At 43.4% G+C, this 12,183-nt stretch carries 14 protein-coding genes and 1 riboswitch; of the genes, 3 read left to right on the forward strand and 11 right to left on the reverse strand.

What is annotated here, in order from left to right:
• The first annotated feature begins 135 nt into the window (after positions 1-135).
• Positions 136-627 (forward strand): CotY/CotZ family spore coat protein, encoded by a 492-nt coding sequence (locus OIT90_RS15615; protein ID WP_003211658.1) that lies wholly within the window; start codon positions 136-138, stop codon positions 625-627.
• Positions 628-830: 203 nt separating this feature from the next.
• Positions 831-1,274 (forward strand): CotY/CotZ family spore coat protein, encoded by a 444-nt coding sequence (locus OIT90_RS15620; protein WP_144464904.1) that lies wholly within the window; start codon positions 831-833, stop codon positions 1,272-1,274.
• 35 nt (positions 1,275-1,309) lie between these two features.
• On the opposite strand, the gene OIT90_RS15625 is transcribed toward OIT90_RS15620, so the two are convergent.
• The 10 genes from OIT90_RS15625 to OIT90_RS15670 all read right to left on the reverse strand — a co-directional run bounded on the left by OIT90_RS15625 (position 1,310) and on the right by OIT90_RS15670 (position 10,329).
• Positions 1,310-1,996, reverse strand: a complete 687-nt coding sequence (locus OIT90_RS15625; protein WP_216431202.1) for a CotO family spore coat protein — start codon at positions 1,994-1,996, stop codon at positions 1,310-1,312.
• A 114-nt stretch (positions 1,997-2,110) separates the two neighbouring features.
• A complete protein-coding gene (gene fabI, locus OIT90_RS15630) occupies positions 2,111-2,887 on the reverse strand; it encodes an enoyl-ACP reductase FabI (RefSeq protein ID WP_024425017.1) in 777 nt (258 codons plus the stop codon).
• A 149-nt stretch (positions 2,888-3,036) separates the two neighbouring features.
• Positions 3,037-3,843: a bifunctional hydroxymethylpyrimidine kinase/phosphomethylpyrimidine kinase gene (gene thiD / locus OIT90_RS15635; RefSeq protein WP_107163872.1), complete on the reverse strand. Its 807-nt coding sequence runs from the start codon at positions 3,841-3,843 to the stop codon at positions 3,037-3,039.
• Between the two features lie 16 nt (positions 3,844-3,859).
• A complete protein-coding gene (locus OIT90_RS15640; RefSeq protein WP_268465344.1) occupies positions 3,860-4,873 on the reverse strand; it encodes a thiazole biosynthesis adenylyltransferase ThiF in 1,014 nt (337 codons plus the stop codon).
• On the reverse strand, positions 4,870-5,637 hold the full coding sequence (locus OIT90_RS15645; RefSeq protein WP_039177841.1) for a thiazole synthase: 768 nt from the start codon (positions 5,635-5,637) through the stop codon (positions 4,870-4,872). Before OIT90_RS15645 ends, OIT90_RS15640 begins: the two co-directional genes overlap by 4 nt.
• Positions 5,638-5,641: 4 nt before the next feature.
• Positions 5,642-5,845 carry a sulfur carrier protein ThiS gene (gene thiS / locus OIT90_RS15650; protein ID WP_039177840.1) on the reverse strand — a complete coding sequence of 68 codons (204 nt, stop codon included), beginning with the start codon at positions 5,843-5,845 and terminating at the stop codon, positions 5,642-5,644.
• Positions 5,842-6,954, reverse strand: coding sequence for a glycine oxidase ThiO (gene thiO / locus OIT90_RS15655; RefSeq protein ID WP_144490919.1), 1,113 nt, complete (start codon positions 6,952-6,954; stop codon positions 5,842-5,844). Before thiO ends, thiS begins: the two co-directional genes overlap by 4 nt.
• Positions 6,938-7,555 (reverse strand): thiazole tautomerase TenI, encoded by a 618-nt coding sequence (gene tenI / locus OIT90_RS15660; RefSeq protein WP_144490918.1) that lies wholly within the window; start codon positions 7,553-7,555, stop codon positions 6,938-6,940. The genes thiO and tenI overlap by 17 nt, the downstream gene beginning before the upstream one ends.
• On the reverse strand, positions 7,530-8,240 hold the full coding sequence (gene tenA, locus OIT90_RS15665; protein ID WP_144464913.1) for a thiaminase II: 711 nt from the start codon (positions 8,238-8,240) through the stop codon (positions 7,530-7,532). Before tenA ends, tenI begins: the two co-directional genes overlap by 26 nt.
• A 78-nt stretch (positions 8,241-8,318) precedes the next feature.
• Positions 8,319-8,428: riboswitch (TPP riboswitch) on the reverse strand.
• A 59-nt stretch (positions 8,429-8,487) separates the two neighbouring features.
• Complete coding sequence (locus tag OIT90_RS15670) at positions 8,488-10,329, reverse strand: monovalent cation:proton antiporter family protein (protein ID WP_058838853.1); 1,842 nt, start codon at positions 10,327-10,329, stop codon at positions 8,488-8,490.
• 162 nt (positions 10,330-10,491) lie between these two features.
• Here OIT90_RS15670 and prpE point away from each other — a divergent pair, with 162 nt between their 5' ends.
• The gene (prpE, locus tag OIT90_RS15675; protein ID WP_039177836.1) at positions 10,492-11,235 is read left to right on the forward strand and encodes a bis(5'-nucleosyl)-tetraphosphatase PrpE; all 744 of its coding nucleotides are present in this window, start codon (positions 10,492-10,494) and stop codon (positions 11,233-11,235) included.
• Positions 11,236-11,272: 37 nt separating this feature from the next.
• Here prpE and OIT90_RS15680 read toward each other — a convergent pair whose 3' ends face one another.
• Positions 11,273-12,169 (reverse strand): RluA family pseudouridine synthase, encoded by an 897-nt coding sequence (locus tag OIT90_RS15680; protein ID WP_186315147.1) that lies wholly within the window; start codon positions 12,167-12,169, stop codon positions 11,273-11,275.
• Positions 12,170-12,183 lie beyond the last annotated feature (14 nt).

The following is a 12,183-nucleotide window of genomic DNA, read 5'->3' on the forward strand; positions in this document are numbered from 1 at the left end:
AGAGCGAAAAGCTCTGCTTTTCCTTTTATAAAAATACAACAAATATAAATGGTCATTTACCCACACCAACTAGAGGGCGCATACATATGTTGATAAGGACTAAAGTCAAATACCTTGTTAAAGGAGCTGAAATCCATGAGCTGCGGAAAACACCATGGCCGACATGATGAAAACTGTGTATGCGATGCGGTTGATAAGATTTTAGCAGAGCAGGAAGCTGTAGAAGATAAATGTCCTACGAGCTGCTACAGTAATTTATTAAGCCCAACAGTTTCTGGAAAAGATACGATTCCGTTTTTACTTTTTGATAAAAAGGGCGGGTTGTTCTCTACTTTCGGAAACATTGGAGGATTCGTTGACGATTGCCAATGCTTCGAATCTATTTTCTTCCGGGTTGAAAAATTACACGACTGCTGTGCTACGTTATCTGTATTAAGACCTGTTGATGTACACGGACATACGCTAAGCGTGTGTCACCCTTGTGACCCTGACTTCTTTGGTCTAGAAAAAACGGACTTTTGTATTGAGGTTGATTTAAACTGCTTCTGCGCAATCCAATGCTTAAACCCAGAGCTTGTCGACAGAGTCATGCCATCGAAAGATAAAAAGCATCATCACCACGGCTAAATCAACAGGCCGATCATCTAACTTGTCATGAGTCAAAGCATCCCCTTCCTTACGAATGACAGCCAATTATGCGGAGCAGTCGGTATAAGTAGCGACCGCTTCCGCATTGGTTAAAAGTAGATGCACGTACCGGCAAAAATAGCTTGTAGATGATAACAGTGCTCAAACACTCAAACAAATTTCCTAGTATAGGAGGGTTGAATATGAGCCGCAAACATTCATGGAACTGTGTAGCAGAGGCTGTTGAAAACATTCACGACTTACAAAATGCCGTCGAAGAAGATTGCCCGACCAGCTGTTACAGCAATCTCCTTTCTCCATCACATTCTTTAGGTGACACTGTCCCATTTGTTCTCTTTACATCCAAATCAAAACCATTCGTCGCATTCGGAAATGTCGGAGAAGTAGATCCAGGCCCTTGCTTCAGCACTGCATTTTTCAGAGTCGAACATATCTGTGATCACTGTGCAACACTCAGCTTGCTTATCGCATTTGACAAAGACCGTCATATTTTAGATTTTACAGATAAAGATTCCTTATGTGATGTGTTTCGATTAGAAAAATCGAAGTATTGCGTTGAAGTAGACCTTGACTGCTTCTGCGCAATCGAATGCCTAAACCCAAGACTCATCAACCGTAACTGCTAACAAAAAAAGTCCCTATATGGGACTTTTTTTCTTTGTTAAAAACCAAGCGGGTGGATGGAAGAAATCTCAGCAATCGCTAATTCGACTGGATTTCCCCCGCCTGCTGTACGAATGATCACAGTATCATCTTTTCGATCCATGATGATTCCTCTATATGTTTTACCATCAGCTTCAATCAGACAAAGAGCCCTTGGCATATTATGAGGCAGTCTTGTGAGAAAATCGACTTTTTCATCAATACTCATCTGACTTAAAGGCTTTTTCACTCGTTTTCTTCTTGGTTCTTCTTTTGTTTCATGAAAGACACCCTCTGGCTGGTTTCCTTCTTCTTGCTGAGGCTCTTGCTTTTGTATGAGCTCTGGTTCTTGTATGTTTTCTTGTTCCTGTGCAAGCTCGGTTTCTTGTATGTTCTCTTGTTCCTGTGCAAGCTCAGCCTCTTGTGCGATATCTCGTTCTTCTGTAAATTCGGCTTCTTGTTTTATTTCTCGATCTTGCTGGAGTGCAGGCGGCTCAGCTTCTTTTTTCTGCTCTATTCCTTGAATCGCAGGCTCCTGCTGCGTGCTTTCTTCGATCTCGCCTTTTGCATTGTGATCACTTTCTGACTGTTTTTCTGATTTCTTTCGCTTTCTCACAATATTTTGCATGGCCGGCTTTGATTCATGATAGCTCGGCTGAACAATATACATCAGCGGCTTTTGATTCTCATCACCTTTATTTGACATACTAATCCCTCCCGAATGATTCATTCCTTATATATATGAACGGAGGGCTCAAATCAGAAGAAAAATAAAAAAACAGCATACCCTTCATCGGTATGCTGCAAGTCATGTATTCGTTTATCGGGCAATGATATGGAAGCCAGAATCAACATGCAGATTCTCACCTGTCATGCCGCGAGATAGATCACTGAATAAGAATAGAGCTGTATCGCCAACTTCTTCAGGAGTTGTTGTACGACGAAGCGGTGCACGCTCTTCAATATCCTTCAGAATGGTATTAAAGCCGCTGATGCCTTTTGCAGATAACGTACGAATTGGACCAGCAGAAATACTGTTCACACGGATGCCTTCTGCGCCTAAATCAGCTGCTAAATATTTCACGCTTGCTTCAAGTGATGCTTTCGCTACACCCATTACGTTGTAGTTAGATACAACACGCTCTCCGCCTAGGTATGTAAGCGTCACAATGCTTCCACCCTCTGTCATTAATGGACGTGCTGCTTTTGCTACAGCAGTTAATGAGTATGCACTAATGTTGTGCGCCAAAAGGAAACCTTCACGGTTCGTGTTCAAGTATTCGCCAACAAGCTCTTCCTTGTTTGCAAATGCAATGGCATGCGCAACGCCATGAATGACTTGTACTTTTTCTTTAATTGCAGCAAAACATTTTTCGATTTCTTCATCACTTGTCACATCACACGGAAGAATAATTGAATCATCACGCTCAAGTGTGCTTGCAAGCTCTTTTACCGATTCAGCAAGGCGATCTCCAACATAAGTAAAAATCAAACGAGCTCCAGCTTCATGAAGTGAGCGGGCAATTCCCCATGCGATGCTTCGTTTATTGGCAACACCCATCACCACGATATTACGGCCTTCTAAAGAAAAGTTCATATGTAATAAAGCCTCCTATTTTTTCAAGACATAGTATTAGTACCTGATCATAATATTATCACAGATCATAAGAGAATGACAATTTCCTCTGAAAGAAAGTTTCATTTTCGCAAAAAAACCGCCTTCACAAGGAAGACGGTTCGATTCCCTTAACGTTTGATTCTGTTTTGCTGATAAGCAAAATGGTTCGTAGGCCCGTGTCCAGATCCAATTCGTAAAGGGAATTTGATCGCTTCATGGACAAAGGTTTCTGCTGTTTCAAAGGCTTCCTTTATCGAATAACCTTTCGCAATTTCAGCTGTTAATGCTGCTGCAAACGTGCAGCCTGTGCCATGTGTATGTGGTGTATCAATATGTTCATTTGTGATTTCAATAAAGCCTTTTCCATCATACAGCAGGTCGGTAATCATCCCATCAGATGGACCATGGCCGCCTTTGATCACAACATGTTTCGTTCCGAGCTCATAAAGGCGCTCTGCTGCCAGATAGCGATCCTCTTTCGTCTGAATACGTAAACCTGATAGTACTTCTGCCTCAGGAAGATTCGGCGTTACAGCATAGCTCACAGGCAGCAAGTGTGTTTTCATCGCAGCGACCGCATCTTCATTTAATAAAGAGGCTCCTCCTTTTGCGATCATGACTGGATCTACAATCAGCTTCATATTATATTGAACCGTTTTTTCAGCTACGATCTTGATCATGTCTGCACTCCACAGCATCCCTGTTTTGACGGCATCTGGCAGTAAATCTTCTGCCACTGCATCTATTTGACGCTCTAACGCCTCAATTGAAAGCGGATATATCCCATGAACACCTAGTGTGTTTTGCGCAGTTATCGCTGTGATTGCAGACATTCCATACACACCGAGCTCCTGAAAAGTTTTCAAATCGGCCTGAATGCCTGCTCCGCCGCCAGAATCAGAACCCGCGATTGTGAATGCTTTTTTGATCGTCATTTCTTCACACCTCTCATTAGCCAATCCATTGATGATAAATCGTTCTTGCTTTGGCAATATCATTGGTTCCATGAACAAGCGCTCTGCCATCTTTAAATAAGACAAGCTTAAATTCATCCTTTTGACATGAAAGCAAATATGGATTTTCAAGCACATCCATCCCTGCTTTCTTTAACCGAAGAGCTACTTCATGTAAAGGTGGCGGTGTTTCTGCTGCACTGCGGATTTGTACCGTATTGCGGCCGCATAGTACATCTGCCTTCGCTCTCTTGTCATATGAAAGAAATGGATAAGTCTTCAGTCCACAGCTTGGACATTGCTTCTTCTTTAAAGATGTAGCCGACCGAATGTCAGATCGTTCATTTTTCCATAAATCGAAGGATTTTAATATTGGCGTCACTTGATGTCCTGTTAAATATTTAAGTGCATCTGCCACTTGATATGCGGCCACCTGCTGCACAACTGGACTAATGATACCTGCTGTATCACAAGTCATACCTTGTGCAGGTAAATGTTCAAGCAGACAGTGTAAACACGGCGTCTCACCAGGAATCACAGTAAATTGAATGCCATAACTGGCTACACAGGCCCCATAAAGGAACGGAATTTGATGTTTGACAGCAGCATCATTTGCAATCATTCTTACCTCAAAATTATCCGCTGCATCGACAATGATCGAAGCCCCGCTGACCAGTTCGTCAATATTGTGAGCAGTCACATCAATCACGATGCCTTTGACGTAAACGTCACTGTTTACTTGCTTGAGTCTTTTTTCAGCCGCCACAGCCTTTGGCAGCCGATCCTTCACGTCTTGCTCCGTGTAAAGCTGCTGGCGCTGAAGGTTGCTCCATTCAATATAATCTCGGTCCAAAATGGTGACAGATCCAACGCCGGCACGAACGAGCATTTCTGCACTAGCCGTTCCAAGTGCCCCCGCTCCAATAATGACCGCCTTTGAGTCATTTAGCCGCTTTTGTCCCTCTGTTCCAATTGGCTGAAAAAGCTCTTGGCGTGAATAACGAGTGCTCAAAATGACGGCATTCCTTCCTGTGGACTGCTCGCTGTCCCATAGTTTTTCAGGGGAATACGTCCTGCCTCATAGCCTAGTCTTCCTGATTCAATCGCCAGTTTCATTGCTTTTGCCATTTTCACAGGATCCTTTGCACCAGAGACAGCGGTATTTAGTAATACTGCGTCAGCTCCAAGCTCCATCGCATAAGCTGCATCCTTCGGAGAACCTACGCCAGCATCAATAATGACCGGCACCTTCGCCTGCTCGATAATAAATGAGAGATTCAGAGGATTTAGTAAGCCTTGGCCTGAACCAATCGGAGAAGCACCTGGCATGATGGCGTGGACACCGAGTTCTTCTAATTTTCTTGCGAGCACCACATCATCAGATGTATATGGCAGCACGATAAATCCTTCTTCGAGCAGCATTTCAGATGCTTTTAATGTTTCAACTGGATCTGGCAAAAGAGACCTTGAACAGCCAATGACTTCTACCTTGATCATGTCACACAGCCCAGAAGCCCTTGCTAAACGGGCAATACGCACTGCCTCTTCTGCTGTACTTGCACCAGCTGTATTCGGAAGCAGCGTATATCTTGATAAATCAAGCTGCTCTAGAAAATTAGGCTGAGATGCTTCGAATATGTTCATCCTTCTGACAGCAAAGGTTAAAATTTCGGCTTCCGATACGTTCACCGCTTCTTTTTGAACCTCAAATGATGGGTACTTCCCTGTTCCGAGTAATAGTCTTGATGTGAATGTTTTTCCGCCAATGTGCAGCATTGGATCATCCTCCTCCTACAAAATGAACGATTTCAATCGTGTCATTTGGTTGAATCACTACTTGTTGAAACGCTTCTTTATCAATGATTTCTTGGTTCTTTTCAACGATCACCACACGGTTTTCAAGCTGATAGGCTGATAGCAGATCATAGATCGTTCCATTCTCTTGATCGAAGTCAACGATTCTGCCATTCAATTGAATCTTCATACGAATAGTGCCTCCTTTCGTCCAATACGAAATGCGTGAAGCCATTCCTCTTTGACCGGTTTGTCTAATATGAGGTCACGAATGATTTCTCCAGTAATCGGCGCAAGTAAAATGCCATTCCTGTAATGCCCTGCAGCAAAAAGAATACGCTTGTCTTCGGGATGTCTTCCGATATAGGGGTGCCGATCGTTTGTCGCCGGACGAAGGCCTGCCCAGCACTTTTCAATCGGCATCTCTTTAATAGAAGGCATCAGCTGAGACGCCTTTTGAATCACAGCTTCCATGCCACCAAGCGTTGGAACAGCCTGCCACTCGTTTGGCTTCATCGTTGCACCGATAACAAGCTTTCCACTATCTCGCTGAACGATATAACAATGATCATGATAAATGGTGTGTGCGAGCGACGGACCATTATTCCATACAGACACACATTCCCCTTTTACTGGATAAAGAGAATGCGATAATCCGAACTCTTCAAAAAAACGGCCAGACCATACACCACTTGCGACTGTCAGGTCATCACATGTGAATGTGCCCTTCGGTGTTCTGACAGTTAACACTTCTTTGCCCCGCTTCACTTCGATCACAGGTGTACACTCTTTCACATCTGCTCCGTAGCGGACCGCCGCCTGCCACAAAGCCCTGCATACAGCGTAAGGCTCCACATGCACATCCTCTTCAATCAAACCTGCTCCCAGCATGTGATCTGTGACTTGAGGCATGTATTTTTTTACGTTGCTTGCGTCAAGCCACTTAAACGTAGACAAATGCTGCATCCGGCAAAGGGCCTGCTTCTCTTCTTCTGTAAAGGCGACCTTCATGATGCCGCCTGCTGAAGTCCGAATATCAATACCTGATTCATGCAAAAGATCGACCTTTAATTTTTCGTATAATGCCTGGCTTGCTCTGCCTGCCTGAAAGAAAATATCCTCATGCCCCTCTCCTTCAGCATGTGCACCGAGCATCCCGGCAGCCGCACTTGTCGTTTGCTTCCCTATCTCATTCGCTTCAAATAAGACCACCTGTTTTCCTGCTTTTGCAAGGTGATAGGCGATTGACATCCCTATGATTCCACCACCAATGATTGCAACGTCATAATGCTTTTTCATAAGGATTCTCCTTTACCTTTTCAGAAAATGCTTGTGCCATCATACGCGGCTGATGATGAGTAAAAATCCCAGACATGACAGCGATTCCTTTCACATGAGCGTGTTTCAATTCTGAAACTCGTTCTGGGGTCATCCCGCCGATGGCCACCACTGGAATTGTTAGTGCAGTAGTCAGTTCTTTCACAAGCTGTACACCTCTTGCCTGAAGTCCTGGTTTACAAGAGGTGGCATATACGTGCCCAAACATGACATACTCTGCTCCATTTTTCTCTGCTGCTTTCGCTTCTTCTATCGAATGGACGGACACCCCTGCATGAAGGTGAGGGAATTTTCTTCGCAGCTCCTTCGGCGAAAAGCTATGACCCGGAAGATGCACCCTGTGAATATTGGTTAGCAGCGCCACGTCTACTCGGTCATTGATCACGAGCTTTTCTTTCGGCACACCTTCTAAAAGGAGATTCTTCACGAGATCAACAAGCTCACCTGCTGTTTTAGAACGTTCCCGAATATGAATAAAATCCACTTCAGACGCAATGGCTTTTATTTGTTTGATCAGTTCACCCGCAGGAAGCGAATCATTTGTCACTGCGTGGAGTTCCATTTGCACCAACCCCATCTAAGCATGCTGTTTGCCACAATTCTTTTTGATACGCCATCTCCCAAAAATGATATTCGTAATAGCTTGAAATCACAAAATTTTCTTTCATATTGGCGCGTACATGTTCTGGTGCTATTTCTGCTAGTTCATCAAAGCGGTTCACCTGTTCGAAAACGAGTTCCTTAAACCAATCGCCTCCATATGTCAAAATCCATTCTTGATAAATTGGATGGTCAGGTGTTGTTTGTTTCAGCTTTTCACCTACCTCATAATAGAGCCAGTAACACGGTAATAACGCGGCTAAAATCTCTTCAAACCGTCCGCTTTTTACAGATCGATACATATGAGAGGTATACGCATAAGCAGTCGGGGAAGGCTTAAAGTTCTCAATGGCTTCATCAGAAATTTGCAGAAGCTCTGTAAATTTCCTATGCAGCGACAGCTCTGCTTCATACGTGCCCTGGGCATGATACGCCATTCTGCCCGTCGTATGTAAGTCCTCACTAATCGCCGCTCCATATGCCTGCACCTTTGCAAAATGAGTTAAATAATACGAATCCTGCATCACGTAATAGGTGAAACGATCGAGTGAAAGTGTGCCATCCCCAATCCCTTTGACAAAAGGATGCGTAAAGCTTCCATTCCACCATGTTGCTGCAGCCTCTTTACATTCTGTTGAAAACGTCATGTTCCTCTCCTCCTGTTTTTCCATATAAAAAAGCCACTTTCCGCGTGGAAAGTGGCTTGGAATTTGTAAAAAGCATAGTCAAAAACCGCACCACTTCCCTACGCAGGTATGAACCTGTTCAGGTAATGAGGGTCTAAAAGTCGACACTTTTATCTCAGCCCTTTTAAAGGACTCCCCTAGTGGATCAAATATATGATGTTGTACCTCTATCTTAATCAGGAATTGTTCATTGGTCAAGGGTTCATTGTCATTCTAATTGGGCTCTTAGTCCTGCCACATACTCCCGGGAGCCCGATACAAGCACACGGTCGCCGCTTCTAAGTGTCGTATCTCCATGCGGTACTAAGCTGTCTACCCCTCTGAAAATGCGGACAAATACCAAATCACCGGTGAAAGGAAATTCTCTCAGCATGACATTATGATAACGATGATTGTTCATTTGAATTTGATACAAAGAAGAATCCTCATTTGTTAGCAATCGAATCGCATCAGGTGCTTCAATCAAAGCTCTTAGCACCGTTTTAGATGAAAGGAAAGTAGAAAACGTATCAATGCCCGCTTCCTTCAATGTCAGCTCTGCCTCTGCTTTGTTGACACTTGCAATGACTTGTTTTGCTCCTTCTTCTTTTGCAAATAAAGCAATTTCCTTATTTTTCGTCTCACTGCCTGTTGCGACGACAAGGACATCTTCTTGGCCGACGCCTGCCTTTCTCAGCGTCTCATCGTCGTATTGTTCAATTGATTCGACTTCAAAGATAGAGTCTGCCAGCAGTGCTTCCTTATTTTCTTGAAACACATGCAAAATCCGAATGTCATATTCATCCTGATGCAAATCAAGTGTGACAGGTAAGGTCAGCTGATTTGCACCAATAAAGGTCACACGCTTCTTATGGCTCGCCGCTTGTTCTTTTTTAAACAGCGCTTTAAACCAAACAGGTGTTAAAATACTCGTTAGCACAGCAACTAAAATCAGCGCTCCAGACATTTTATGATCAATGACACCGAGCCGCTCACCAATCGTCGCAGCTGCAATGACGAGAGATAATGTTGAAGTTAATAAAAAGCCTGAGCCGATGACCTTATTCATGTCATACCATTTTTTCAAATAAAGAATTGGGATGAGTTTACTAATAAGCAACGCAATAAACAGCAGCGGAATCATGATCATGATGGTTGGATCCTTAAACAGTGCCCATATATTCAGATCCACTCCGACCATCACAAAAAAGATCGGGATTAAAAATCCGTAGCCAAATGAGTCCAGCTGCTGAACGAGCTCTTTATTTGGCGAAAGAAGGGACACAAGTACGCCAGCTAAAAACGCCCCAAGAATATTTTCAGCCCCGAGTGATTCAGATAAGGCAACTAAGACTATAATGAGAGTAAAGATTGCCCTTGTCCCAATTTGCACGGTTCCTTTTGACATCGACTGAAAAATTGACTTTGTCTTAAATACGCGGCCAAATAAATAAAGAAGAATGCCTGCAGCAAATAATAAGAGCAGAAGCCACATGTTCCCTGTTCCATCTCCATAAATGGAGGAAAACACTGCAAGTAAAATCATCGTGACCAAATCAGCAATGACAGCTACAAGCAGAATGATTTGACCGATATTCGTCTGCATCAACTTTTCCTCTTTTAAGGTTGGCACCACTACGCCTAATGAGATGGTAGAGATAATGAGCGTCATTAAAAAGGCATTTTGGATAAACCCTGCGAGTACAAACGCATAGGACAGGATAAAAGAAATACAAAATACCCCAAGAAAAATAATGGTGGCTGCTTTAAATGTATTTGGTTCTTTTAAACCATTTGGAAGTTCTCGTGCTTTCTTCTTTGACTCAAAAGAAGAAAAATCTATTTCAAGTCCACTTAAAAACATCAGAAAAATAAAACCGAGCATGGATAATGTATCTAACCACGCATCATGTTCGACAACCAGTTGAAGACCGCTTTTCCCAATGATGAGCCCCATAATGATTTCAGCTACAACGACCGGAATGGTCAGCTTAAATCGGTGCAATAAAATAGGGGTGAAAAAGGCGACAATAATAACGACAACGAGTGATGAAACAGATGTATGCTCCATTGGCTAAAGCCTCCTAACATTCATGTTTAATTTTATAAGTCTTACGTTAAAGGATTGATTCTAACAATTGCCTAAATGAAATGAAAGCCATTCGTTATATTTTCTAAAATTCAAACTTCTTTATATCCGACGAATGGATGAAAAAAATCAGGAGGAAACCTTATGAAATTCGATATCATTGGCGATATCCACGGCTGCTACGAAGAGCTGCTTACCCTCATACACAAACTAGGATACGAACTCAAACATGGATTACCCGTCCATCCTGATAAGAGAACGCTGGCCCTTGTTGGTGATTTAACAGATCGAGGGCCTCAGTCAGTAGACGTCATGCGATTTGTCATTCATGCCTATTCACAAGGCGCAATCCGATATGTACCTGGCAACCATTGCTTTAAGCTTTATCGTTATTTAAAAGGAAATCCCGTCAAATTGCTTCATGGCATCGAAACGACAGTGAACGAAATAAAAAAACTGCCAACTCATGAACAAAACAAATTGTCACATGAATTTAAGCAGTTATTTGAGAAGGCTCCGCTTTATGATGTACTCATTCCTGATGAGCTGATCATTGCACACGCAGCGATGAAGGAAAAGGATATTGGAAAAAAGCCGAATAAACAGATGCGGTCCTACTTATTATTTGGTGCCGTCACAGGAGAAACATGGCCAGATGGACGGCCTGTTCGCAAGGACTGGGCAAAGGAATATCACGGAAAACCGTGGATTGTGTACGGCCATACACCTGTGAAAGAGCCTCGATTCGTTGGCAGAACCGTCAATATTGATACAGGCTGTGTATTTGGCAACAAACTGTCTGCCCTCACATACCCTGAGCTTAAAACGGTCTCCGTTCCCTCATCTATGCCTTATGACGATTCAAGATTTCAGCATTTCACATTATAAAAAAACCCGGCCCTGCGATGCAGGTGACCGGGTTTCTCTAATTAAAAAGCAAGGATTTCATATCATCAGGAAGCGGAGCTGAAAATGTCATTTGCTCACCTGTCATCGGATGAGGAAACACAAGGGTTTCACTATGCAGTGCCTGCCTGTCTATCCGCTCGGCCCTTCCGCCATACAGCGTATCTCCGATGAGCGGATGCCCAAGAAATTGCATATGCACACGAATTTGATGTGTTCTCCCGGTTTCAAGCGAGAGAGACACATCCGACATATTTAACTCAGCGATTACTGCTCGCACGGTATAATGCGTCACTGCCTCCTGCCCAGTATCATCAACCATCCGCTCGATGATACTATCCCCTTTTCGGGCAATTTTTGCAGCGATGGTTCCATGTTTTTCTGTGATCATGCCATGTGTAAACGCTCTGTATGTTCGCTTAACCGCTCCACTCTTTTGTGCCTTAGCTAAAAGGCTATGGGCAAAACGATGCTTCGCCACAAGCATAACGCCAGATGTATCACGATCAAGACGGTTCACTAAATGAACCGTATGCCGAACAGACTGCTTGGCATAATGGTGCAGTAATCCATTCGCAATACTGTGCTCGGGGTGCTCCCGAGAAGGGATCGAAGGAATATACGGCCTTTTATTCAGCACAAGGACATGCTCGTCCTCAAATATAATATCAAGCGGAATCGGTGCAGGCTTCAGCCCTTCACTCACTTTTTCCTCGGGAAATAAAATGGTGAGCCTGTCCCCTTCATGCAGCTCATATCTCACGGTAACATGCTCTCCATTAATGAGGAGGTCACCGCCATCAAACTTAATATCCGTCAGCATTCTTTTCGAAATACCAAGATCAATTAAATATTCCTTTAAAAACAGCCCTTCTTCTTTGGCTGTCATGGTTTTGTTTAACGTAAAGTATTCCAGCGAGAACAACCTCT

The sequence above is a fragment of the Bacillus sp. ABR genome, assembly GCF_056172715.1.